Genomic DNA, 26576 nt, shown 5'->3' with positions numbered 1-26576 from the left:
GTTAAATATTTATCAAAAATAAGAAATACTGCTTGTAAATAATTGAAAAAACATATATTTACTTAGAATTTATAAACAACAAATCAACAATTATATATATGCCATTATCCGCAAATAATCCAGACAGAAAATCATGGTTACACGTCGATAAAAACTCTGACTTTCCTATTCAAAATATTCCTTTTGGTGTTTTCTTAACTAGAGACGACATTATTACTATTGGAACACGAATTGGAGACACAGCAATTGATTTAGGCGCTTTACACCAATTAGGTTATTTTGAAGGCATTCCATTAACAGATGATATTTTTCTTCAAGACACCTTAAACGATTTTATTGCTGATGGACGCAAAACGTGGCGTTTGGTTAGAAACAGAATTGCTGAAATATTTGATGCTGACAATGACTCGCTTAAAAATAATGTAAAACATAAAGAAGTTGTTTTATTTAGATTAGACGAAATTGAAATGCAGTTACCAGTGCAAATTGGTGATTACACAGATTTTTATTCTAGTATAGAACATGCTACTAATGTTGGAACGATGTTTAGAGATCCTGACAATGCCTTATTACCAAACTGGTTACACATACCTGTTGGTTACCATGGTAGAAGCAGCTCTATCATCCCATCTGGAATACCAGTGCACAGACCACAAGGTCAAACCTTACCTGCTGGAGCAACTGAACCTGTATTTGGACCAAGTAAATTAGTGGATTTTGAGTTAGAAATGGCTTTTATTACTACTGATGCAAATGATTTAGGAGAACCAATTCCGGTTAATGAAGCTGAAGAATATATTTTTGGTTTAGTATTATTTAATGATTGGTCTGCACGTGACATCCAAAAATGGGAATATGTGCCATTAGGACCATTTTTAGCTAAAAACTTTGCGTCATCAATATCTCCTTGGATTGTTACTTTAGACGCGTTACAGCCATTTAAAGCTGACAGCCCGAAACCACTTAAAAAGCTTTTACCTTACTTACAACAAAACGGTAAAAAGAGTTACGATATTAATTTAGAAGTTGCTATACAACCTGAAAAAGCTAAAGAAACTGTGGTTAGTAAATCTAACTTTAAGCATATGTATTGGAGTATGTCGCAACAATTGGCGCATCATACTGTAAATGGATGTCCAGTTAACTCTGGAGATATGATGGGAAGTGGTACTATATCAGGACCAACACCAGATACTTATGGATCAATGTTAGAATTATCATGGAGAGGTGAAAAACCTGTAAAACTTAATGATGGTACAGAGCGTAAATTTATTAATGATAATGATACCGTTATTATGAGAGGTTACTGCGAAAAAGATGGTACTAGAATTGGATTTGGAGAAGTAAAAACAAAATTATTACCAGTGTTTGAGCCTAAAAAATCAAAATAACAACTTTTTAAATATCAGTTAGTTAACCCTTAAATCTAAAAGTTTAAGGGTTTCTTTTTTGGGTTTGGCACGTAAATTGAAATTCTATATATATAGAAACCAATTAAATCCAAAAAAGATGAGAAAATTTACACTTATTTCAGTAGTTCTTCTAGTGCTTACATCTTGTGTTGGAAGAAAACAAATCGAGAAACAATTACATTCTGGTGATTACGATTTAGCCATTAGTAATGCTTTAAAAAAGTTAGAAAATAACAAAGACAAAAAGCGTAAACAAAGCTACGTAATGATGCTTCAAGATGCCTATTACAAAGTGGTTGACGAAGATCATACTAACTTAAACCATTTAACTAAAGATGGAAATCCAGAGTTGTATGAAACGATATATAACACCTATTTAGATTTAGATAGTCGTCAAAATGCTATCAAACGTGTTTTACCTTTACAAATTAGTGGACAAAATTTAGAACTTAATTTTAATGATTATAGTGATGAAATAATTAACTATAAAACTAAAGTATCTGAGTATAAATACACGCAAGCTAAGCAGTTAATGACAACAGATAATAAGTTTTACAATCGTGATGCTTATGAGTTGTTACAGTCCATTGAAGCGATTAATCCTAACTACAAAAATGTTAGAGAATTATTAAATGAAGCTCATTTTAATGGGACAGATTTTGTTTTAGTTACTGTACAAAATCAGACTCGACAGATACTACCACAACGTTTAGAAGCCGATTTATTAAATTTTGATACTTATGGCCTTAATCAGTTTTGGACAGCATATCATGCTAATCAAGATCATACCATTGATTACGATTATGCAATGGAGCTACAATTACAACGTATAAATATCTCTCCAGAGCATATTACAGAAAGACAATTATTACGTCAAAAAGATATTATTGATGGTTGGGAGTATGCTTTAGACATTAACGGAAATGTTGTAAAAGACAGTTTAGGTAATGATGTTAAACAAGATAAAATTATAAATATTAAAGCTAGATTTTTTGAAGTTAATCAACTTAAATCTACGCAAGTTATTGCTAAAGTTGTTTATACAGATTTAAAGCAAAATCAAATAATAGATAATTTTTTAATAGATAGCGAGTTTATTTTTGAAAACACTTTTGGAACTGTAAAAGGTGATCGCAGAGCTTTAAATACTGAAGATTTACAATTACTAAAAAACCAACTTGTACACTTTCCTAGTAATGAACAAATGGTTTATGACACTGGAGAAGACTTAAAATACAAATTAAAAGATATTATAACAAGATATAGTTTTAGAGGTTAAACTTATGTGCTATATCAAAACAAAACTCCCAAATAACTTTGGGAGTTTTTTATCATTGCTGCTACTTGATTTTTAATATTAACAGGAAGGTTGTACAACTGTTTATAGACCCTTGCTTTTTTTTTATTATGTTGGATAACTATCTTGATTTTTAATATTTACAAATCACTTTAAAATTTTGTCCAAATGAGACGTTATTAATTAAAAGTAAAAATGTAATTATTAGTTTATTCATTTAAAAAATGGGAATTAACTTGATTTATTTTAGTTGTAAATTCTAATTATTTCGCCATTTCCCTTTCCATTTACGCTTCTAACATAGCCATTTATAACTTTATGCATAGGGATTGGATTGTGTCCAGGAAAATAGTCTTTGTATTTTTTATAAGCATCTTCTACCATTCCTGAAGAAACCACATTTACTCTAATTCCGTTTTCAATTTCTAGAGCTACTGCTTGTACAAAACTATGAATACCACCATTTACCATAGCAGCACTTGTTGTCTTAACAACAGGATCGTCTGCTAAAATACCAGTGGATAAAGTTATTGATCCTTTAGGGTTTAAATACTGTTGTCCAATACGCACCAGATTAACTTGTCCCATTAATTTACTTTTTAATCCAATATAATAATCGTCTTCAGTAAGATTATTAAAATCGTCCCATTTTGCCTCTCCTGCAATACAAATAATAGCATCTAATTTTCCAATTTGTTCAAACATAGCTTTTATTGACTTGCTATCTGAAATATCAACAGTTACATCGCTATTGCTACGTCCAGCGATTATTATTTGGTTGTTTTCTTTAAAATGCGCAACAACAGTTTTTCCTATTGTACCGTTTCCTCCTATTATCAAAATTTTCATAGTTAGTTTTTTAAGTTAAACATTGATTTTTCTTATAATTATCTTTGTAACTTCCTGACTTGTAAATGGTTAAATATAAACGGAAAGTCTTACTGGTACTTGAGCGTAATCCCTAATTAGCAGAATGCTAAACAAGGTGTTTTGATTTATTAATTTTAATTAGGTAACTGTTAATTACTATTTGTGTAATTAAAGCGCCACAGAAAACACCTAGATATCCAAATAGTTTAATATGAGTCAAATTTTTCAAAACAGTTCCAAAATATAAACCAGCTAAAATACCTAAGATTAAAATGACTATATATTTTAGTAATTTAATTCTTCCTAATTTTACTAATTCAATATTCTTTTTTTCAAAAGATTCATTATTAATAATATACTGTTTTAAATTTTCTATATATTTTTCAAAAATTGATGAAAAAGCTATTGGTGAAATAACTCCAAAACCATAGGTTTTAACTGTATGATGGATAACAATTTTATAATTATCAACACTTTTGACTCTAATATTAGATTCCCAATTTAGAACATTTAGTTTCCAGCCATCAAAAATTGACCATTTTTTCTCAAAAACAAGATCGGTTTCATCCTTTATAATTTTAAGATTATTGTTTTCAAAATAGTTAATAAGCTTGTCCTTTGTGACTGCATTATAATTTATTTGAAATTCAAAACTATTATGATATTCTTTCATGAAATCAGATAATTAGACTCTTTTACTATGATTAATTAAGGATAAATTTAAACATTAATTTTATACGCTGTTGTCGTTCGTTTTTTTATCCAATTCCTAAATTCTAAATTAACCTTTAATTCTTGAATTCCGTGAATTTTATTTTCAAAAATAAAAGTAGGATGATATTCGATTTTGTATTTTTTTAATATTTTATCGATTTTTAATTTCTCGAATTTTGCTTTAGTTTCTTGTTTTTTAAACGCTTTAAGTTTAGAGTACGTCATTCCTAAAAAAGTAAAACCCATTCCAATAATTCCAAGTTTTACTGACCATATAAACACGCTATGTATTGTCCATTCATAAAATTAATATCCTCCAATTATTAATAAAAATCCACTAATACTAGTCCAAAATATAGTGAGATGAATTGAATTTTTATTTTTACTTAATATTACTAACTCTAGATTTGTCCTTTCTAATTTTTCTAGAAATTTTTCATCCAATTTAATTTTGGAGCAAGTATTTATAACGTTTGGCTTTTTTTTGGTCAAATTACAAGTCAAACCGTTTTCAAAACTTGTTCTTTCGTTTTGACATAAAGCACAATCATTGAATATACAAAGTTTAGACATTAGTTCTTTAATTTATTTCTATTGGTTTAACTTCCATAACTTTAATCCACTCTGTCACTTCTAAAGGTTTCCAATGCTTATTGGTGTATACTTTATAGATATAATCGTACAAGGCTTTAGTTAAAAATATTAGTCGACCATCATTTGCGCCAGAAGCTAAATAAACCCTTTCGTTAATGCCTTGTTTTTCTGCTTCTTGGTTTATTATTTGAGCAAATCTCATCACTGATTCTCCCCAACCATAATTTTTAAAGTTTTTAAAAATTACATATTTAGTTCCGTTTATTGTTATCCTATGATTTAACCATTTATTTTTATCATCCCATTCTTCGATATGGTCCGTTATATTTATTGTCAACCCAATTTTATTAAAAGTTGGTTTAACTTGTTCTAATAGCTCTGTAAATCCTCCAAGTTCAAACACGGTTTCGCCATCACACCAATAATATCTATAATCAAGAGGAACACCAGTTTGATCATCCCAAATCGACACCAACTCGTTTGTTGGATCATAATTTTTAATTAGTTGATTTTTTAAACTATCAATATTTTTTTTGTCAGTGTATTTATAATAACCCAACTCCTCAATTTTTGTCACAAATTGAGTTGCTGATACCTCCTGATTTGATTTTAGTTTTGCTTTGGTTTTTACATTATAGGCACCAAAAAGACCCAATCCTATTAACAGTCCAATTATAATTCCTAATTTATTCATTCAGTTAAATGTTTGCTAGCGTGTTAATAGATTGCTTGTTGTTTGACATGTATTATAAAATTTTACAAGAAAATTGAATAAAAGTTACGACATAGTAAGTTAGCACTAATTTGTGGGTGATTTAATAGCATATTTATACACTAAAACTAACAAATAAATTACAGATAGAATATTTGTGAAGATTTAAATAAGTACTCTTAAACTAAAAAAATAATTTTACACGAAGTAGGTCATGAATTTTTTATTCAACTTTCCTATACACATCTGTTCCGCAGTCAATACAAAATCCTTTACCCTTTGTTAAAGTTAATAGTCCATTTTGTTTGACTTGTATTGAATACAGTTTATTACATTCAAATTCAATATAATAATTTCCCCAACCTTGGCTGATAAGCTCAAATTTACCATTTGAAACTAATTTACCATTATTGAAAATTTTTAGTGTTTTATCTTTATGAAATAGTAACTGTTCATCCTTACTTCCTTTAAAGGGTTGTAAGAGATTTGTCATAGTTTCCCATTGCCATTTTCCAACTATTTGACTGATGTTTAATTGTTGTTTTTGATAATCTATCCCTCTAATTCTATCTATTGCGTACATTGAATAAAAGGACTCTTTATTCTGTTTAGCAAACGTTAAGTATTTTTCTATTAAAATTGAATCTTTTGTTTTTAATTCGTTGTTTTTTAAATAAGATACATACTCTGAAAAGTTTTTCTTCCTTAAAGAGTCTAACGAAAAATCTTCTGAAATTAATTTCTCGAATTGTATCGTTGGTAAATTTCCTAAAGAATCAATTTTTGACTTTAAAATAGATATTTCATCATTTAATTTTAAGTTTTCATCCCTTAATTTAGCTTCATTGTTATTACAGGATTGTAAAGTCAAAATAACCAATAAAAGTAAAATTATTATTCTCATAGACCTCTATTTCTCTTGCTTTTAGTATGCACTATTGTGGATTATTTATTTACTTAAAAGTTCTTCTATTCTAAAAATTACCATTCGCTTAATTAAGTCTTTAGGTAAAGGCTTGTTTAACGGAAACGACTGTCCCCTTACCTACTATTAAATCTTTTAACTGGTCTGCAAAGTGGTCTACTGTTGCTTGATAAGAATAAAACCTTATGTGTTTAGCATAAGCAATTATCATGATTTACTGCTGTGGTTTCACTTTTGGAATAAGGGTAAAAGCAGGCACTTTATAGTTAGTAATTTCCACTGTTTCTGGAACAGCTTCTTTTATTAAAGATTAGACCTGTATTATTTTTATACCTTAATGTAATCGTATTTTTCTACTCTTGTACTTCTGTATAGCCTGGTAGTCCGTGTAAACATTTTATAATTTGATTTCCTCCAGGTTCGCCAGCGTGATAATGGTATCCTCTTTCATCATCAAAGTGTCCACCACATTCGTCTAAATTGGTAGGTTTATTTCCATTTTTGTCTAACAATCCATAAATTCCAAATCCATCAATCGCATAACCAATAATTGGCGCATGTGCATTGGTTTGAGCGATTTCTTTTGTCGAACCTGTTACTGCGTGATAATGGTATCCTCCATGTGGATTTACGTGTCCTCCATGATCGTCTAAAGGTGCAATTGTATGAGCAGCCAATATTGCGTGCGTTGGTGCTGGTGGATCATATTTAACTCCGTTAAAAGCAACTCCAATTCCGCCTCTTCCAAAACTTTGAGTGGTTTTTAGATATACAGGTTTTACAGGAAGTATAAAAGTGGTTACTTGATCTTTAAAATATTCTGGTAAACATTCCACACAATAATTATGGTAGGCTTCCTCAACTTCTGGTTTAGCAGCAGCCAAACAACCTTCTTCTGTGTCTGTAACCCTTATTGTTCCATCTTCTCTGTACAGCTGCCATTTATCGTCACTATAAAACTCATCAAGTTTGGCTATAAAATGACCTGAAACATCATATACTTTATCATCTTTAAACCAGATTCCTGCTTTTTCCATGCCATCCTCGATATGTGTTGGACACCAAGGACCCATTTTATGTTCTGTTGCTTGCGAATTTGTTTTAATAACGTAGCACAAGGTTTCAACTCCATTTAATTTGATCATTTGTTGTTGGATTCCGTCAATAATATTTTCTGAAATAAAGTAATCTGTATTTACAGGCATTACCTTCACAGAAATATCAATCTGGTTTGATAAATCCTTGTTTTCATTTGATTGTCGTGGTGGTCTACCCTCTTGATTTTTTTCTGCTTTATTAAGTTCGTCTAAAGTCAAAAAGCCATCATTATTACTATCTATAATTTTAAAATCATTGGCAATTGGTCCATTAACCTCACTCTCGGACAGTTTACCATCGTTATTACTGTCTAATTCTGATATTAATTCTGCCGAAGACGGTCTTTGTCCATTAGGTTCTTGTTGCTCTTTTTTTTCTTGATTTGATTTACAAGAAATTAAGTATACTAAAACCAGTAGAAATGATAAAGTCTGTTTCATTTATTTATTATTTAGGTTGTTTTATATTTTTTATAGTTATTCGTTTAAGGTAATTAATAAATTAGCGTAAAATATACTATCTATTCAAAATCTCACTGTAAAAAGCTAATAAATATCCCTTTGGTTATTGTCAAGTTTAACTTTATAAAGGCGTCAATCAAATATTTTAAGCTGGATGGTCTGTATTTAATCTTTTTACTAAACCGTCTGCCCAATCTTTAATTCTGGGTCCAAAGCATTCTAAAATAGCATCAACACCAACAACGCTTCCTTTTGCTAGCCTACCTAAAACTGCTAGATTAAGTGTTTGTTTTTTATTTTTAGAGACTACTAATCCATTTTGTTTTGTGTCTACACCAAGTTTACTGTGTATGGCTTGTATTAAATTATCATTTAATAAATTGGTTACAATTGGCGAAATTACTTTTTCGATTTTTGGACTGTCTAAAACAGCGTTAATCATGGTGTCTACTGTAATTTCTTGGTTATGTTTTTGTAACTGCCAACCATTATCTGTTAAATTAATTTCTGGATTGTTGACAAAATTTAAATCTAATGTACCTTGATAAGTTAAAGCTAATATCTGTTGTAAACTTTCAATAGGTGGTCCAAAAGCGTACCGTTTTATACGCTCATCAAGCGCGATAACTTTGTTTATTACATCCTCTTGTAAAGCTGAGTGAGACATCATTGCGTATAATGTTGGCTGGCAATGACGCCAAACTTGACCTAAGCAATAATCTAAACTTATTGGCTGTTTTGCAGTAGCCATATCTACATAAGCTTGAATAATAACTTCTGGTGCATTATCTTGAGATAGTAATAGCTCGTGTTTAAAATTTTCGTCTTTTAGATAGGCTTCTGTTATTGTTTTTAATGCTGTAACAGAAAAATTATGTTGGTAAGCGTGATTTCCTAATTTTAAGTATTGATTGGCAACTATAGTCGCCATAGCTTTAATTAAAAAGGTGTTGCCATTATTGTAATTTACATCCTCTTTAATTTGTAATAATTCTGACTTAAAACTTAAAATTTTAGCATCACTTGGTGTAAATAACGCATCAATTTTAGAGTTTAAAGGTTTACAAGCCATAGGTAAACCATCCAATGAAAAAGGTATAAGTTTTAAAGTGCTTTTTCCTGGATGATAATTCATTTTATGTGTGTTGGCATCAATAACTTCAAAATAACCACCATTTGCTTTAGTTATAGCCCTAATAACATCTATGGTTGCTAGTCCAAAACCTCTAAGTCCAACTGTATGAGCTATGTTTTTATAATCTATAGATAGTAAGTGTTTTATAGGATACGCTTTTAAAAACAAATTAACTGTGTTATTATTTTGAGCATAATTTATCCAATCTTTTAATTGTTTGGATGTTTTGGTTTCCTGATGTCCAATAGTCAGTACTACCTCATCTGCATTATAATTGTTACCATTATCAACAGTAATTGTAAAGGATTGATTGTTGTTTTTTACTTCTGTAACTTCAGAATTAAAAACGGTCAGTACATCAAGTTTTTGTAACGTTTGAGCAATACTAGTGTAGCGCGCTTTTAAATACTTACCAACCTCAGAACGTTTAGGAAACACTTCATGTTTATTACTATAAATAGCATCTTGGCTTTTACCTGTCCAATCATGGTAAGACATAAAGCCTTCAATTTTAGTGTTTTCAATTTGTATTACAGGTCTTTTAGCGATAGTTAAAGCGCGTTCCGAAATATTTAACCAGTTAGTATCTGGTTGATCTAAATTATAAATAGAACCACAACCTAGTTGAGCGGATTTCTCAAAAATTACAATTTTTGGAAGTGTTTTTAAATTAGTATTTGATAATGCAATCATTATATTTTCTAATGCTGAAAGACCTCTTGGTCCACATCCAATGATAGCAATTGTTGTAGTTTTTGGTGTACTCATTTATAATTTTAAAATTGAAAAGGCACTAATGAATTGTAAGATACTTAAAGAATAATTTTATTCAAAATACAATTGCTACTTAATTATAAGATACTCCTTCAGACTCATTTTTAAAATTGAAATATTAACCTAAATTGTGATTATACAACTAACAAACACTTAAAAGTATTAGTAGCTAGTCTATAGTTACAAAAATTATAAATGGTGTCAGCCACAGTCTTTATAGCTTTTCAAATTGGATTCCCATTAATGTAAAACTAGTAATTTCGTTTTTTTCATTTCTTTCAAATGCTATTGGACTAATAGATATTTCTAATAGGTTTTTAGAAATTGATGTCAATTCTGTTTTGTATGCTCCATTTTTATAATATAAATATAACGACCCATTATCTAAACTAATTTTTTTTGCTATTTGAAAGTCTGTATTGTAGTATTCTCCTTCAAATTGACTTAATTCTTTTTCAGAATGCGCATAAGGCTTAAATTGGTTAAATACCCAAGGCTTGTCATTATTAAATTCATTATAAGTAAAATAGGTATTTCTCTTTTCTAAATTAAACTTAACAAGCGCTTTACTGTTACCCATTAAAAATATAAATTCATTATTACCAATAGGTTTTAGCTCTGCAATTTTATCTCCATCTAATGTATATGCTATAAGTTTATCGTTTTTTACTTGAATTGAATTTGCTTTCTTATCGTCATCATTATAGTAATATAAATAGTGTCCTTCATATTGCTTTAATTGTTTATTTGAAAGTGTTATAAAATTATATGTTTCGTCTAAAGTTTCGTTTTTAAGATTTGGAGTTACATATAAGTCTACAAAATCAAAAAAAGTATCTCTAAACTCGTCTTCAAATTTATTTTGAGTAGTAAAAAAGGCGATTTCTAAGGTTGGAAAATAAAGATATTTAGAGACAAAGCCACCAGCACTCATTCCATCAAATCCAACAGCTTCATGTCCATTATAGGTTTCAAACTCTACACCTAAACCAAAATTTATTTTTTTACCATTATTTAATGTGGCTTTTGTGTGCATTTTTTTCCATAATTCTGGCGAACCAATTGTAGCATTTCTTAAATTAAGGTGCCATTTGTGCATATCATCAGGGTTTGTTAAAATCTGTCCATCTCCAACAAATTTTACAGCATGAAAATGTGTTTTATAATACTGACCATCGTCTTCTATATACCCAATTGCTCTATTTTTTATGGACTTATAAATATTGTCCTTAATAGATGTATTATCCATATTAAGTGGATTGAAAATGTTTTTTTGTAGATAATTACTATACGTTTCGCCAGAAGCTTTTTCTATAATAGATGCTAGTAGTATATAATTGGCATTGGAATAATAAAAATACTCTCCAGGTTTAAAACGAAGGTCACTAACTTTAGTAATAATGTTAATGATTTGCTGCTGATCAATATAGTCGTTAAACCACAAATCAATAACACCAAAATAAGGATCAACTTCTTTAATTCCACTAGTTTGGTTTAGTAATTGTTCTATGGTAGGATTTCCCTTTTTATAACGCGGAAGTTTATCTATATACTTATACGCTGGCTCTTTTATATTTAATTTACCTTCTTCCTCAAGTAATAAAATAGCTGCTGCTGTAAATTGCTTAGAAATAGAAGCTATATCAAAAACCGTTTTGCTGGAAATAGGAATATTGTAATCTAAATTTGTTGTTCCATATTGTTTTTGAAACAAAATTTGGTCCTTTTTAAAGACTGCAATCGAAAATCCAGGTTCATTTGCTTCTACTTTATATAATTTATCAATTTTGGTTTCTAAATTTTGAGCGCAACCTATTTTTGGAATTATGCAAAAAACTATTAAAATTACTAAATATTTACGTTGATTCATTTGTGATTGTTTCTTTTAAAGATAGATGTTTTATCAAAATGTTACAGTCTCTCTTTTATTACAACAGATGTAATTGTTTAGTTAGGTTGCATATTTTGAGTTAGTTATTTAGCAAATAATTACGAAAAAAAATCCGTTCCTTTTGTTGTTGATAGGATTAAACTGATAGTAGATTATATATTGGTGTTACCATACGTTTTTATTTAATCAGTCCAAACAATGTGTTTTCATCGACGTCAAGAATTTTTAAAATTCCTTTTTCTTTTGAATAGTAAAGCGTTTTAGGATAATTTCTAAGAATATATACATTTGAATAATCAACACCTTCTACACTAGTAGTGTCAATAAATTCATTTTGGAAATAATAAAAATCATCTCCAAAACAATCATAAAAATAAGCTGTAAATTCAAAACCATTATCTCTAACACTTTTTACAATAATCTCTCCTTTATAGCAATTTGAATTATCAATAAATGAAATTCTTCCAACTTCTATAAAATCGTCTGAAGAAGAGCCAAATATAAATGATGATTCATTAGGACCATCAGCAATATAATCTACAGTTTTTGAGTTAACAGAAAATGAAATAATTTCATTAGTTTCTATGTTTTTCAATTGAAAAATTCCGCCTATTTCATAAGTTAGTAATGCTTTACATTCTTGACTTAAATCATAATATTGGTCTTCAACTTTGCAAGAGGTGTAAAGTTAACCAATAAATCACAGATAAAACATCCACAAGGATTTTTGTAGTTAGGCCAGAACCAGCAATACATTATATACGGTTTTGTACATCGTTATTTTTGATATTCGATTTTTCTTTCCCATACCAAACCTAACTCTCCATTTGTGTAGCTTTTTTTAGTTATCCAATGTCCTTGCTTGTCATAATGGTATTCCCAATTATTCCACTGTTTTTGTTTTCCATCTTTATCGTACCAATGTTGTGTTAAGATATTGTTTTGCTTATCATAAGTAGAAATAAATTTTGTATAATCACCATTAGCTTTAAACAATTCGGAAATCACTTCATTTCCATTTGAATCATAAATGTATGTTTGAGTTTCGTTGCTTCCATATGAATCGTAATGTATTTTTTGTATCATTTCATTATTAGAATTATATTCAAATTCAGTTGTAGAAACTTTATCCGATTTAGGGACGCCTCCAATTTTTGATATTACATTTCCGTTTTTATCATATTCGTTTTTTTGGATGTAAAATAATTTATCTTTGCTGTTATAATTTTTTAATTCTATTTCATTTCCGTTATCGTCAATTGAAATAATATAATATTGTTTCAAGTTTCCTTTTACATCACAAATTGTTTTTTTTATTTGTTTTTCACTTTCGTCTTTTTGAATTTTGAAAACCCTATAAATATTCCCTTTGCCATCGTATTGACCGTATTCAATTATCTTTTCATTGTCATCATACATTTCATACTTTACAAGATGATCGTCTTTAAATGCAGAATCTCGTGGCATTTCTGAAAATCTATTTGTGCTGTATTTTGCCTGAATGGTTTTCCTTATTTTTAAACTATCTTCCGCACTTTGAGCATGAATAATAAAAGTTGAACTAATTAATGCTAATGTCAATAAAAATATGTTTTTCGTTTTCATTTTTTAATGTTGTATCACTTGATTGTGTGTGGCTTTTTTCGTGGTTTAAGGCTCTAATTTAGCAAATAAATCAGAAATAGAAAATCCGTAGGAATATTCGTAAGTAGGCTGGAAATAGCAATTAATTATGTACGTTGTTGCCAATAGTTATTTTACTCTTTTATAAATTGTGTAAACACTATCAGTTCCAAGTTGAATTCGGTTTTTGTTTATAGATTTAATTTTTATTTCAGTCGGTTGTAAATAATAGAACCCATTTTCCTATTTAAATATTAAGTTATTCGATTTCAATACGTTCAATAATTCTTTATTAGAATCAGTATTTTTTTTCTCCAAAATATGATTTAGTACTAAATTGTTATCTGCTATTTCCCACTCGCCATATTCTTTATAGTCAGCTGTATAATAATCAATATAATCTCCATTAACTTTGAATGTTCTGTCAGGATAACCTGTTCCGTTTTCTGTTTTTATCTGTTTAAAATTACATCGCGTTATTTCTTTATCTTCTTTTAGAGTCCTTAAATTAACAGTTTTTTTGACTCTCCAAGTTCCAATTATAACGTCTGAATAATTGAAATTATAAACTCCAAAATGAAAGATTAATATGATTGAAAGTATGTTTTTCATAATTATTGGCAACGTCTCTTGTATGGTGCGTATGCATCCCGTAGGGTGCATATGCATTATACAAATTGTTATAGTGCGTTTTCTTTTAGGTTATTATAAAATTCATTTCTATCTGCATTATCAGGTAATCCAGCGACTTGTCCATCTCCGAGTTCCATAATAATCCAGTCTCCATTTTTCTTTTTAGCAACATCCATAGTAAATAATTTACTATCAATATTTTGTGCTATTTCTATAAAATCGTCAAGTTCAGGTTTTACTTCTCCATATTCTCCTTCATCCCAATAATTAAATACTTTTACTATTCTCTTATTCGCAAAAAAGATTCGAAACTCTTTAGTTAAAGGCATTCCACTTTTCGAGTGTTCGGTCAGAAATTCAAGTTCTTCAAATTGTCGAAATACTAGTCCTTCGTTTAATGAATTATCTCTTAATTCAAGGAACTTATCCACTACAGATTTTACTTTTTCAGAATCAGATGCATTTGGAATAAAGCAAGCCTCATCCCAATTATGTTTCTCAGATTTCACGAAGTCTTTTACTATTATTGGACTCTCTCCAAAGTTGCTTACCAATTCTATTATAGTATCAGTATTCAATTCCGTAGTCCAATTTGATTTTGGAGTTTTAGACTTTATTTTTTCGTATGAATCGGGTAAATAATGACAATGCTGATATTCAGCAGGAGAGTTTATCAACTCAATGTTCTTTTTTAAAAGTCCGTCATATAAATTTCGGTATTGATTTGGTGTAAGCATCCAGCCTCGATAAATTCCCAATTCTTTATTTTCAGGTTCTTTTATAAACCTTAAAGCTGTTACGATATTTCCATCCGTCAATTCTTCAAAGCTGATTAATGAAAAGTTAAATCCACAATTAACCGCAGATTTTTTTTCTTCTTCATAATCAGGTTCGATTATTTTATTATCCAATACACTATCGCAATATATTATTCTCATTATTAAGTTTTTCTCCAATGCACTACAACGTTGTTGTATATGGTTTGATGCGTGGTTAAGCATCTAATTTAGCAAATAAAAACCAAATAGAAAATCCGCAAGGATTTTCGTAATTAGGCTAGAACTAGCCATTAATTATAAGCTTTGTTGTATAGGGTTTGTTGCGTGTTTAAGCAACTAAGTTAGCAAATAATTACTGATCAGGAAAGTCCGCGAGGACTTTCGCAAGAAGTGAAGAAGCCAGCAATAAATTATATACGGTGTAGCCACTCGTTTTTAATGCAGAAATTTTTATTATTATTTAATCTTTTTTATGAATCATTTAAAGAATAGTGGAAATACTAGATAGTATCAAACTCTGGTAAAACAATTGCTTCAATTTTAGCAATAGCCTCACTTACGGGAGTTTCAGACTTTCTAAGGTTTATTGCCATATGGTTGACTCCTACATTTTCATAGGACTTTAAGTATTCGGTAAGATGGTTGATGCCTACCGTACCACCAAAACGCTGTGGTTTAAAAGCAGCATTATCATTTGGATCTAAGTTTAAATGTATAGCAGAGATATAAGGTTTTGCTGCTTGGTCTTCATCATATAAAGCATTACACCAGTATTTTCTGTTCTTTAAAGTTTCGGCAATAGGTCTTGGGTAATTAAACCAAGCTTGTGCGTTTTTTGCGATCCAATTAATACTTTGTCCGGAATGACCAGCTACGACTAGTGGAATGTCATTTTTCGGTTTAGGATAGACTTCTATACCACTGGTTAAAAAATCGTATTTAGATTTTAAATTGCTATTCGTTTTCCAAGCTTCTTTGATGATATCAAGATTTTGTCTAAAGATTTCAGGTCTTTTGCTATAGTTAATATTATACATTGGGAACTCCACTGGTCTGTCTCCTAAACCCAAGCCTAACAAAAGTCTGCCATTACTTAAATTTTCTATGGTAGCAGCAGCTTTCGCTAATTTTATAGGTTGTTGTAATGGCAATACTATGGCAGCTGTACCCAACAAAATGTTTTTGGTAGCTGCAGATAAATAGCCTAAATATGGAAGCGTATCAAACAATTGAGCTCCATCACCAAAATTAGGGTCATATATAGGAACATCTCGCATCCATAAAGCAGCAAAACCTGCTTCATCAATTTGTTGTGCTAATGCTAAATGGTTAGAAATATCGGGTACTCCAAAAGGTCTATTGTCTTCCAAACGTTTGCGGTTTCCTTCTGTTGACCAATCGTTATCTAAAGGAAACTCTATACCAAGTGTCATTTTACCTGGTTTGTATAATTTATCAAATGGATTCATAGTGTTATTTATTTTTGAAATCATCAGGTATCTCTCAGGACACCTGATAATTTTCAAGATTAGTTATTCCAGATACTATCTGCAGTGTATGGTCCGTTTTCAAATTCCCAAAATTTACCATCTATAAAGCGGTGTCCCTTATCTAAATCCTTCAGTAACGTCATATCTTCTTCTGTAAGCGTATGGTTTAAAGTCTCTAAATTCTGAAGCAATCTCGCTTCATTAATAGATTTAGGAATTACCGCAATGCCTCGTTGTATTGTATACGCCAGTGCTACTTGTGCAGGCGACATACGTCTTGCTTTGGCAATGTTTTTTATTGTATCATTTTCTAACAAACGTAGCGTGCTATTTTCATCTACAAGCGAACCTAAAGGTGCGTATGCAGTTAGCAGCATATCGTTTTTTACGCAGAATGATTGTAATGCATCTTGCTGCAAAAACGGATGCATTTCTACCTGATTCATTTCTGGTTGATGAACTGCACTCGCCATTATTTCTTTCAACTGATTTTCATTGAAATTACTCACGCCAATATGTTTTGTAAAACCTTGCTCTAAAGCAGCTTCCATCCCTTTCCAAGTATTGGTTAATGGCACCTCTGAAAGTGGAATAAAATCTGATGCTTTTTCAGGCATTTCCGTCCCTTTTTTAAGAGCGACAGGCCAATGGATAAGATACAGGTCTAGATACTCTAGTTGTAAATCTTCTAAAGTTTGATTCAGTGCAGGAATCACATTTTCAACTCCGTGAGAAGCATTCCATAATTTGGAAGTCACCCATAAATCTTCACGTGTAACTAAGCCTTGTTTTATCGCATCGGCAATGGCATTACCTACTTCTTTTTCGTTTTCGTATGCCGCAGCACAATCTATATGTCTGTATCCTATTTTAATAGCCGAAAGTACAGCCTTGTACACCTCATTTGGTTCAGAACGAAACGTTCCTAAACCTAAAATTGGCATTTTGTCGTTATTTCTAAATTTTAATGCAGTCATTATTTATATTTTTTCTTTTTTGAATAAAACTAAGGTTAACAAGAATCCCACAATTACTAGAATACCACCTACCCAAGGAGTCGCTTCAATACCTAAGCTCGATTCTACAACCATTCCGCCTACATAAGCGCCAATAGCAATACCAACGTTAAAAGCTGCAATGTTTAAGGCTGATGCTACATCTTCGGTTCCTGGTAAGTATTTTTCAGCCATTTTCACCACGTAAAATTGCAATGCAGGTACATTCGAAAAGGCTAATATTCCCATAAAAAACAGGGTTACGATGGCAAAAATCTGACTAGAAGCGGTGAAGTATAACACAAACAATACGATGGCTTGTAAAGCAAACATGACCAATAAGGCTTTGCCTGGTTTGTTGTTAGAGACTTTACCACCTATAATATTCCCAATCGCGATGGCAATACCATAAATTAAAAGAAATACACTAGTCATATCCGAAGAGAAACCAGTCACTTCTTCTAACAGCGGAGTTAAGTAGGTAAAAGTGACAAACGTACCACCATAACCAAATGCGGTAATGGCTAACACCAATAAAATAGACGGATTCTTAATCACTTTTAATTGGTCTATAAGTCGCAATGGAGCCGATTGTTTGATGTTTTTAGGAACCAAAGCTAAACTAGCTATTGCACCTACTAATCCTAAAAGGGCAACACCAATAAAAGTAGCTCTCCATCCAAAATTCTGACCTATATATGTTCCTAAAGGAACACCGGTTACAATAGCCACAGTAAGACCTGCAAACATTATAGAAATGGCAGTTGCTCTCTTATCTTTTGGTACCAAACTAGCTGCAATAGTAGACCCGATAGAAAAGAATACACCATGAGCAAAACCTGTTACAACTCTAGATAAAAGCAACAACTCAAAACTTGGTGAAATAGCTGCTAAACCGTTACCAATTATAAATAGTGACATAATACCCATTAGTAATTGTTTTCTTGGAATTTTACCCGTTAAGGCTGTTAAAATAGGTGCACCAATGGCAACACCAATGGCGTACAGACTTACTAATAATCCTGCTGATGTTAATGAGGTGCCTAGGTCACTTGCAACAGTAGATAATAAACCTACAATTACAAATTCCGTTGTTCCTATGGCAAATGCACTTATGGTTAATGCCCATAATGCTGCTGGTAGACTCTTCTTTTTTGCTACCGTAGTATCTCTATGTATTGTTGATGTTTCCATAATTTCTAATTATTTTTTATTATTGTTATTTAATGGCAACAGGGTTTATTTGTACTTGCGTAGAGCCTTCATATAAAGGGTGACCTAATACAAAAAGGAATTCCCAAGCTTTATCCTCAACCAACTCATCTACAAGAATATTTTCCAAAACTTGTACACCGTATTCGGTTGCCATCATTTGATTTACAGGGAAAGAAAGTTCGCTGTTTTCGTGTGGTACTGCTTCAAAAGACCAGTTGTCTGCACCTGCTGCAACAATTCCTTTTTTACCTAAATAATGTGCAGCTTCAGTACCAATTCCAGGTCCACCAGCTAGGTAACGTTTGTCATCTTTACCCATTAATTTGGTCCATCCTGTGTAAAACAGAACCACATCTCCTTTACGGATTTCAATGCCTTGTTTTTTGGCTACTTTTTTAATGTCTTCCACCGTAAAAACAGTGCCTTCTTTTACAATATCTTGATTGTAATAAGAGCGCATATCTAGCACAACACCTCTAGTTACAATTGGAGGTAATTTTTCTAGCCCTAATTTTTTAACACCAGAAACGGTTAAAAAATCTTCTACTTTATGTCCGTTATAATGCACATTGTCTCTACCGTAATGTGCCAATCCGTTTATTTGAGATCCAACACCTGTCCAACCAATTAATTGGTCATCTACGTAGGTGAATTTATTAGAACCTGCAGCAGCAGTTTCAGGTTGTAACGTTTCAATATGAAAGTATCTGTGACGGAAAGCTGCGGTTTCTGCATTTACCACCATTCCTAGGCGGTATACTTTTCCTTTCTTCACCAATTTTACCGCATCTAAAACCGTTTCTTCATTTAAAAGATTAAGTGCACCAATTTCATCGTCTGCACCATAAGGTGACGTTGGTACTTGTTGTGCGTTTGTAGTTAAAGCAGTGAAAAGTGTAGCTGCTAAGGCAATTGTTTTTAATGTATTTACTATTGTTTTCATTTTAATATGTTTTTAAATTTCTTATACAAATTTCCGATTAAAGCAAGAGGTGTGCGAGGATGTACATCACCATTTTAAAGTGATGTATGTCACATTTAATACTGCTCATACATCACTTGTTTTTTTTAGAGATACTTACTCTTCAATCTTCATCCTTAACACCAAGTAAGGCGGTTTACTGGCATCGTTTCCTTCATTTAATAAAGGAAGGTTGTGAAGTTGATTAGCTACTATATATAAGTAGTTACCGTGTATGGCAACACCATCAGGCCAAGACAGGTCTTTTTTGGATTGAGCAATGGTTTTCATTCCTGCAGGCGTACTTTCTACAATAGCTGAATTTTCAACATCGGTTACATACACTTTTCCGTTTGCACCTATTTTAAATCCGTCAGATTTTGGTTTGTTGGCATAAAACTCGATGTACTTATTTAGGTCGCTATCTTGCTTACTTTCATCAGCTAATACAGAAGACGGTATGCGGTAAATCTTGGTGTTTCCCATTGCACCATAGTAGATATACTTGTTTTCGTCATCTATTGAAATTGGATTTAAAGGATATCTTGGCTGAATGGTAGTACCGTCTTTTCTTTTGTGGGATACTAATCTACCGTGAATTTTCACTGGTTCATCAGCAGACAAAAATGAAGCATTCCCTTCCATAACTCGTCTTATATAACCTGTTTCTAAGTTTATCACTACAAAAGCAGGTGCAATTGGCGGATTTAAAGCATCGGTCATATCTGCAATTACTGCAGTGTTATTTTTTACATCAATCACAAAATCTTGTAAAAAAGGTTTTGATGACAATACCGTATTCGGAATAGGAAAAACCTTTGTGACGTTACCGGTAACCAAATCAAATCCAACCAATTTTGGTACCTGATTTTGTTTTACATTACCCATATCCAACACCCAAAGGATTCCATTAGCATCGGCTTGAATTCCGATAGTTGAATTGATACCTTTTATACTTCCGTTTTCTGGTTTTACAATCCATTCTTTATCTCCAAAAGGAATAGCTTCTCCATTAGGTAAAATTTCTTTTACCATATATTTTGAAGCGCTTAAGGCACTCATTGTTACAAATATTCTTCCGTCGCTAGACACTGTTATATTCCCTGGTCTAGATTCTGGAAATGTTGCTATAGTTTCTAATTGTGCTTGTGCTAATAGTGTAAAATTCATTACAAATGCGAACAAGACTGTTTTTATAATTGTTACTGTTTTCATCGTTATTGTTTTTAAAAAGTGAATATGATTTAATTAGTTGCCTAAAAATTTCTTTTGCGTTGATGGGTCTACCCAGATAACATCGCTTGGGTCTCTGGCTATGGCATCAAAAACGAGAACGTCTAACGGACCTTCTAAAATTTTTCCGTTACCGTGCGGTGTTCCTTTAGCCCAAAACAATAAGTCGCCTTTTCCTGCAACAACAGGACCTTTATCGGCAACATAAAATTCTGCTTTGCCATTTAAAATGTAGAGGTAGGCATCAGATTTTGCGTGGTAGTGCATAGGTACTTCATCATACAACCTAAAGATTCTAACACCAGCGTGTTCGCGATCTAATAGTCTGATGTCTTTAATGATTCCGTTATGATTTTTTGGGAGTAGCGTAACGTATTCATCAATATTAATAATACCGTAAGAGTTACCCATTGAAGGTCTTTTGCCTTCTTGCGCATAGGAACTAAAACTTATGGCAATAATTGTTATTAAAAGAAATAGTGTTTTTGTTGTTTTCATAATTAATTGTATTTAATTGTTCGATACAAAATTCTATGAAAACGATGAAGTGTGCGAGGACATACCTCACAGTTTTAATGTGAGGTATGTCAATATGGAAAAGTGATTTAGGTCACTTTTAGCTGTTAAAACGACTTAAAGTCTCTCTGGATACGCCTAAATAAGAAGCTATTAATTTTTTAGGAACGCGTTGTATTAATTTTGGAAGTTTATTTAACAGGTATTCGTACCTGCTTTCTGCGGTCATTGTAAGCAAAGAAAGGATTCTTTGCTGTAAATTTATATAACCGTTGTTAGATTTAATTCTGAAGAAGTTGGCAACTGCTGGGACTTCTAAGCAAATTTTCTCTCTGTTTTTTAAAGACAAACAGAAAAAATCGGAATCTTCAAGGCAATCTACAAAAATAGTCCCTGGTTCTTGATGCTGAAAAGCACAATGGTCACTCACCCAATAATTTTCCATTGCAAATTGAAGAATATGTTCTTTCCCTTTATCGTCTATGGAATACGCTTTTACCAAGCCTTTAATAATCCAATATTCAAAATCCACAGCTTGTCCTGCTTGGATTAAGAATTGGTGTTTTTTTAAGCTTTTATATTCAAAGTGCGATTGTATAAAATTCCATTCGTCATTTGTTAATGCAAATAACTCTTCAAAATGTTGTCTTAGTAAATCAAATTTTTCTTCCATATCGCAAATTTATTTCTTTATTTCTGTTTCCGGAAAGTTTTACTAGTGGTTAAATATATTGATTGGTGTTGCTTGTCAAATGTGGATCAACAAACATATAAACTCCCAAATAATATCAGAAGCCAATTAATTAATAGTTAAGCAAAAAAATCTTTTAAGCCACTCAATATACTTTGTACTGCATATGAGGCTAATATTAATCCCATAATTTTACTAATTACGGTAATACCATACTCACCAACCTTTTCTTGCACAACATTTGCTGCTAAAAGTAATAGCGATGTAATTGCAACAACAACTAAAACTAATAAAATAGTAATGGTTTGCTGCTCTATTGTATAAACATGATTATCGGTCATTAAAACCACAGCCATTATGGCTCCTGGAGACGCTATGGAAGGTATAGCTACAGGAAAAATAGTGACGTGTTTATAATCTTTAATTAAGTGTTTTTCGGTTTCTGGTTTACCATCTCCAAAAATCATTGTCAATGCAAACAAAAATAAGATTACACCTCCAGAAATCTGAAACGCATCTAAAGTTACTTGCATACCTTCTAAAATAAATTGACCAATAACCATAAAAAACAGAAGTACAAAAAACGCAACAATACTAGCTCTGATGGCCACACGTTTTTTATATTTTTTATCAAAATTTTTGGTAGCTTCTAAATAAACAGGTACTGATCCTAATGGATCAATTACAGCAATTAAAAATAATATAGTTGTTAAAATGTCTTTCATATTTTTTACTCGATTTCAACACCTTGAGTTGTAAAAGACAAACCTTGTTGTCCTGAGGTAGAGATCATCACTGCTTCAAAATAAGGCGGTTTTGCATCTTTAGACGCTAACCAATCAAAAACAAAATTAGCACCTGTACCACCTTCTATATCTCTTTCATTAATAACAATTTCAATAGTTTGCATCGGATTTACATAAATTGTTTCGGTAAAATACACTTTAACTAAATCCCCTTTTGTATTGTAAAAATCCGCTTCTTTTATAAAAATAGTATCCTTTTTATTAATATTTCTAATACTAACAGTTGCAGTCAAATCATGGCGTTTATGCTCTGTAACACTATATATTTGGGAGTACACAGATAAATATGTTGACCCAGAAACTAACGAGTCACTAAGTGGTTTATTCCATTGCATCGCTTTCCAATTATTAGAAGCTACATAGACGTCTTCCTGTTCAGTTTCGCAACTAAAAGCGACTAACACGATAATAAAAAGCAATACATATCTCATAATTTTAAATAAATTTAGTTAAATCAATCTCATTTATTGCACCATGACTGGCATGTGCCACCACTACTCCATTTTTTATCACTAATAATTGTGGACTTTGGTGCATTACCTGAAACTTATAACCAGTCTCATTAGAGACTTCTCTGTAGCTTAATAAGTCTAGATAATATAAATCTAAATTAGCATCCACGTCAAACGCAGCAACAAACTGGTTCATAACCATACTACTTATTCCACATCGTGTAGAATGCTTAAATATAACTTGTGTTTTACCAAGTGATAAACGCTCTATCTCTGATAACTGAGACACTTCGGTTAAATTTTTCCATGGTAATACTTTCTCTTCTTTTGGCGCTTTTGATCCTCCAAATAATTTTCCAAACATAATAATTTCTTTTTAGCAAATTAACGCTATAAGTTAAACAAAAATATCATTTTTATGATACATATCATAGTTTATGTCGAAAGGTTTTGATTAACTTACATAGAAATAAAACGAAACCATCAACTGACTAAAAGTCAGCTAAAAACCAGACCAAAGCGACATTTTGTCTTGCAATTGCAATTGGTAAGGTAATTGAAATATAGCACTCGTAAACAATAATAAACTTAAGGTTTTCGCTTACGCGGAAATTAAAAAACACATACTATATATGAACCCAGATAATTATACAATCAAATCGCAAGAAGCCATACAACGCGCTCAGCAGATTGCGCAAAGTTATGGTCATCAACAAATAGAAAATGAACACTTTTTTAAAGCCATTTTTGAGGTTGATGAAAACGTATTACCATTCATCTTAAAAAAACTGAATGTCAATCTTAATGTATTAGAATTAGCATTAGATAAGCAACTAGAAAGTTTTCCTAAAGTTACAGGAGCAGATTTAATGCTGTCTCGTGAAGCCAGTAAAACATTAAACGAAGCGTCTATTATTGCCAAAGCAATGAATGACGATTATGTGTCCATAGAGCACTTTATTTTAGCAGTCTTTAAATCAAAGAGCAAAATAGCACAAATGCTAAAAGACCAAGGTGTGACAGAAAAAGGTTTAAAAGCAGCTATTGACGAGCTTAGAAAAGGAGATCGTGTCACCTCACAAAGTCAAGAGGAAACCTACAACTCCCTTAATAAATACGCTAAAAACCTAAATAAATTAGCCAGAGACGGAAAATTAGATCCGGTAATTGGTCGTGATGAAGAAATTAGAAGAATCCTCCAAATTTTATCTCGTCGTACTAAAAACAATCCAATATTAGTTGGTGAACCTGGAACTGGTAAAACTGCTATTGCAGAAGGTTTAGCACACAGAATTGTAGATGGTGACGTCCCAGAAAACCTAGTGGATAAGCAAATATTTGCGTTAGACATGGGTGCACTAATTGCAGGTGCTAAATTTAAAGGCGAATTTGAAGAACGCCTAAAAGCAGTTATAAAAGAAGTAACAGAAAGTGAAGGTGATATTGTACTATTTATTGACGAAATACACACCTTAGTTGGTGCTGGTGGCGGACAAGGTGCAATGGATGCTGCAAACATTTTAAAACCTGCTTTAGCTCGTGGTGAGTTGCGCGCTATTGGAGCAACCACTTTAGATGAGTACCAAAAGTATTTTGAAAAAGATAAAGCCTTAGAGCGTCGTTTCCAGAAAGTAATGGTTAATGAACCTGACACAGAAAGTGCCATTTCTATTTTAAGAGGAATTAAAGAAAAATACGAAACACACCATAAAGTACGTATTAAAGATGATGCTATTATTGGTGCTGTAGAGTTATCTCAACGCTATATTACCAACAGATTTTTACCAGATAAAGCTATTGACTTAATGGATGAAGCTGCTGCTAAAATGCGTATGGAAATCAACTCAAAACCAGAAGAACTTGATGTTTTAGACAGAAAAGTGATGCAGTTAGAGATTGAAATCGAAGCAATTAAGCGTGAAAAAGACGAAAGTAAATTAAAAACATTACAATCTGATTTAGCTAATTTAAAAGAAGAACGCAACGAGATCAATGCTAAATGGATTAGCGAAAAAGAAGTTGTAGACAACATACAAAACAGAAAACAAGACATCGAAAACTTTAAGCTTGAAGCAGAAAAAGCTGAACGCGATGGAGATTATGGTAAGGTTGCCGAGTTACGTTATGGTAAGATTAAAGAAGCACAAGAAGCATTAGAAAAATTACAGAAAGATTTAGCTGATAACCAGTCTGAAAATTCTTTAATCAAAGAAGAGGTAACTTATGAAGATATTGCAGAAGTTGTTGCTAAATGGACAGGCATTCCTGTTACTAAAATGTTACAAGGCGATCGCGAAAAGCTTTTAAACCTTGAAAAAGAATTACACAAACGTGTCGTTGGTCAAGAAGAAGCTATTTTTGCGGTTAGTGATGCAGTAAGACGTAGTCGTGCAGGATTACAAAATCCAGAAAAACCAATCGGAACCTTCTTGTTTTTAGGTACAACTGGTGTTGGTAAAACAGAGTTAGCTAAAGCATTAGCAGAATATCTGTTTGATGATGAAAGCGCGATGACCAGAATAGATATGAGCGAATACCAAGAGCGTCATGCGGTAAGCAGATTAGTTGGTGCGCCTCCAGGATATGTTGGTTATGATGAAGGTGGACAACTAACCGAAGCAGTTAGACGTAAACCTTATTCTGTAGTGCTTTTAGACGAAATTGAAAAAGCGCATCCAGACACGTTTAATATTTTATTACAAGTGTTAGACGAAGGACATTTAACAGATAATAAAGGTCGTATTGCAGATTTTAAAAACACTATTATTATCATGACCTCCAACATGGGAAGTCAAATAATACAAGAGCGTTTTGATGCTGTAAAAGATGTAGAAACTGCTATTGAAGGTGCTAAAGTGGATGTTTTAGCCTTATTAAAACAAACGGTAAGACCTGAGTTTATAAATAGGATTGATGACATAATTATGTTTACACCTTTAACACAAGATAATATTACAGAAATTGTAGGATTACAGCTAAAAGGTATTTCTAAAATGATTGCAAAACAAGGGATAACTTTTGATGCAACACCTGAAGCTATTAAATATCTAGCAGACAAAGGTTATAATCCAGAATATGGTGCAAGACCTGTAAAACGTGTCATTCAGAAAGATGTACTTAACCAATTAAGTAAAGAGATTTTATCAGGAAAAGTAACAACAGATAGTATTATTTTATTAGATGCTTTTGATGGCGAATTAGTCTTTAGAAATCAAAGCGATTTAGTAACGGAAGAACTGTAATCACAAAGTTCTGTTAACATAAAATAAAGCGTAAAATAGCACGTTTTAATTATGGTT

25 protein-coding genes are annotated in these 26576 nt (G+C 31.7%); 3 read left to right on the top strand and 22 right to left on the bottom strand.

All coding sequences use genetic code 11. The features are described from left to right. Positions 1-98 precede the first annotated feature (98 nt). Together fahA and WNY60_RS00730 are read left to right on the top strand one after the other, a co-directional pair. Entirely contained in the window at positions 99-1391 is a 1293-nt protein-coding gene (gene fahA / locus WNY60_RS00735; protein WP_339809435.1) for a fumarylacetoacetase, read from the top strand. Between the two features lie 118 nt (positions 1392-1509). Beyond that, entirely contained in the window at positions 1510-2691 is a 1182-nt protein-coding gene (locus WNY60_RS00730; protein ID WP_342861170.1) for a hypothetical protein, read from the top strand. A 264-nt stretch (positions 2692-2955) separates the two neighbouring features. On the opposite strand, the gene WNY60_RS00725 is transcribed toward WNY60_RS00730, so the two are convergent. The 22 genes from WNY60_RS00725 to ytxJ all read right to left on the bottom strand — a co-directional run bounded on the left by WNY60_RS00725 (position 2956) and on the right by ytxJ (position 23647). After that, positions 2956-3558: a short chain dehydrogenase gene (locus tag WNY60_RS00725; RefSeq protein ID WP_145001946.1), complete on the bottom strand. Its 603-nt coding sequence runs from the start codon at positions 3556-3558 to the stop codon at positions 2956-2958. 127 nt (positions 3559-3685) lie between these two features. Continuing rightward, the gene (locus tag WNY60_RS00720; RefSeq protein WP_342861169.1) at positions 3686-4252 is read right to left on the bottom strand and encodes a hypothetical protein; all 567 of its coding nucleotides are present in this window, start codon (positions 4250-4252) and stop codon (positions 3686-3688) included. Between the two features lie 47 nt (positions 4253-4299). Then, positions 4300-4539: a hypothetical protein gene (locus WNY60_RS00715; protein ID WP_342861168.1), complete on the bottom strand. Its 240-nt coding sequence runs from the start codon at positions 4537-4539 to the stop codon at positions 4300-4302. 334 nt (positions 4540-4873) lie between these two features. Continuing rightward, entirely contained in the window at positions 4874-5581 is a 708-nt protein-coding gene (locus WNY60_RS00710) for a hypothetical protein (RefSeq protein WP_145001949.1), read from the bottom strand. 241 nt (positions 5582-5822) lie between these two features. Further along, complete coding sequence (locus WNY60_RS00705) at positions 5823-6503, bottom strand: hypothetical protein (RefSeq protein WP_342861167.1); 681 nt, start codon at positions 6501-6503, stop codon at positions 5823-5825. A 374-nt stretch (positions 6504-6877) separates the two neighbouring features. Then, positions 6878-8062, bottom strand: a complete 1185-nt coding sequence (locus WNY60_RS00700) for a YHYH protein (protein ID WP_342861166.1) — start codon at positions 8060-8062, stop codon at positions 6878-6880. A 166-nt stretch (positions 8063-8228) separates the two neighbouring features. Next, the gene (locus WNY60_RS00695; protein ID WP_342861165.1) at positions 8229-9986 is read right to left on the bottom strand and encodes an FAD/NAD(P)-binding protein; all 1758 of its coding nucleotides are present in this window, start codon (positions 9984-9986) and stop codon (positions 8229-8231) included. A gap of 220 nt (positions 9987-10206) precedes the next feature. After that, a complete protein-coding gene (locus WNY60_RS00690; protein ID WP_342861164.1) occupies positions 10207-11862 on the bottom strand; it encodes a serine hydrolase domain-containing protein in 1656 nt (551 codons plus the stop codon). A 199-nt stretch (positions 11863-12061) separates the two neighbouring features. Further along, complete coding sequence (locus WNY60_RS00685; RefSeq protein ID WP_342861163.1) at positions 12062-12478, bottom strand: hypothetical protein; 417 nt, start codon at positions 12476-12478, stop codon at positions 12062-12064. Positions 12479-12660: 182 nt separating this feature from the next. Next, on the bottom strand, positions 12661-13488 hold the full coding sequence (locus WNY60_RS00680; protein ID WP_342861162.1) for a hypothetical protein: 828 nt from the start codon (positions 13486-13488) through the stop codon (positions 12661-12663). A gap of 261 nt (positions 13489-13749) precedes the next feature. Continuing rightward, positions 13750-14169, bottom strand: coding sequence for a hypothetical protein (locus tag WNY60_RS00675; protein WP_342861161.1), 420 nt, complete (start codon positions 14167-14169; stop codon positions 13750-13752). Between the two features lie 17 nt (positions 14170-14186). Then, on the bottom strand, positions 14187-15077 hold the full coding sequence (locus WNY60_RS00670; RefSeq protein WP_342861160.1) for an ATP-grasp domain-containing protein: 891 nt from the start codon (positions 15075-15077) through the stop codon (positions 14187-14189). 341 nt (positions 15078-15418) lie between these two features. Next, the gene (locus tag WNY60_RS00665; RefSeq protein WP_342861159.1) at positions 15419-16387 is read right to left on the bottom strand and encodes a TIGR03571 family LLM class oxidoreductase; all 969 of its coding nucleotides are present in this window, start codon (positions 16385-16387) and stop codon (positions 15419-15421) included. 59 nt (positions 16388-16446) lie between these two features. Next, the gene (locus tag WNY60_RS00660) at positions 16447-17385 is read right to left on the bottom strand and encodes an aldo/keto reductase (protein ID WP_342861158.1); all 939 of its coding nucleotides are present in this window, start codon (positions 17383-17385) and stop codon (positions 16447-16449) included. A 3-nt stretch (positions 17386-17388) separates the two neighbouring features. After that, positions 17389-18597, bottom strand: a complete 1209-nt coding sequence (locus WNY60_RS00655; protein ID WP_342861156.1) for an MFS transporter — start codon at positions 18595-18597, stop codon at positions 17389-17391. A gap of 25 nt (positions 18598-18622) precedes the next feature. Continuing rightward, positions 18623-19561 (bottom strand): cyclase family protein, encoded by a 939-nt coding sequence (locus WNY60_RS00650; RefSeq protein ID WP_342861154.1) that lies wholly within the window; start codon positions 19559-19561, stop codon positions 18623-18625. Between the two features lie 135 nt (positions 19562-19696). Next, positions 19697-20794 carry an L-dopachrome tautomerase-related protein gene (locus WNY60_RS00645; protein ID WP_342861153.1) on the bottom strand — a complete coding sequence of 366 codons (1098 nt, stop codon included), beginning with the start codon at positions 20792-20794 and terminating at the stop codon, positions 19697-19699. Positions 20795-20827: 33 nt separating this feature from the next. After that, the gene (locus WNY60_RS00640; RefSeq protein WP_342861152.1) at positions 20828-21310 is read right to left on the bottom strand and encodes a cupin domain-containing protein; all 483 of its coding nucleotides are present in this window, start codon (positions 21308-21310) and stop codon (positions 20828-20830) included. 118 nt (positions 21311-21428) lie between these two features. After that, the gene (locus WNY60_RS00635) at positions 21429-22001 is read right to left on the bottom strand and encodes a Crp/Fnr family transcriptional regulator (RefSeq protein ID WP_342861151.1); all 573 of its coding nucleotides are present in this window, start codon (positions 21999-22001) and stop codon (positions 21429-21431) included. Between the two features lie 137 nt (positions 22002-22138). Then, positions 22139-22744, bottom strand: coding sequence for a MarC family protein (locus tag WNY60_RS00630; RefSeq protein WP_145001963.1), 606 nt, complete (start codon positions 22742-22744; stop codon positions 22139-22141). Positions 22745-22749: 5 nt separating this feature from the next. Then, a complete protein-coding gene (locus WNY60_RS00625; RefSeq protein WP_342861150.1) occupies positions 22750-23256 on the bottom strand; it encodes a DUF3124 domain-containing protein in 507 nt (168 codons plus the stop codon). A 4-nt stretch (positions 23257-23260) separates the two neighbouring features. Beyond that, positions 23261-23647, bottom strand: a complete 387-nt coding sequence (gene ytxJ, locus WNY60_RS00620; protein WP_145001965.1) for a bacillithiol system redox-active protein YtxJ — start codon at positions 23645-23647, stop codon at positions 23261-23263. Positions 23648-23909: 262 nt separating this feature from the next. Here ytxJ and clpB point away from each other — a divergent pair, with 262 nt between their 5' ends. Next, positions 23910-26519: an ATP-dependent chaperone ClpB gene (gene clpB / locus WNY60_RS00615; protein WP_342861149.1), complete on the top strand. Its 2610-nt coding sequence runs from the start codon at positions 23910-23912 to the stop codon at positions 26517-26519. The last annotated feature ends 57 nt before the right edge of the window (positions 26520-26576 follow it).

This window comes from Olleya sp. AS48 (assembly GCF_038900355.1).
Taxonomy (GTDB): domain Bacteria; phylum Bacteroidota; class Bacteroidia; order Flavobacteriales; family Flavobacteriaceae; genus Olleya.
This window is presented reverse-complemented; position numbering and strand designations above follow the sequence as displayed.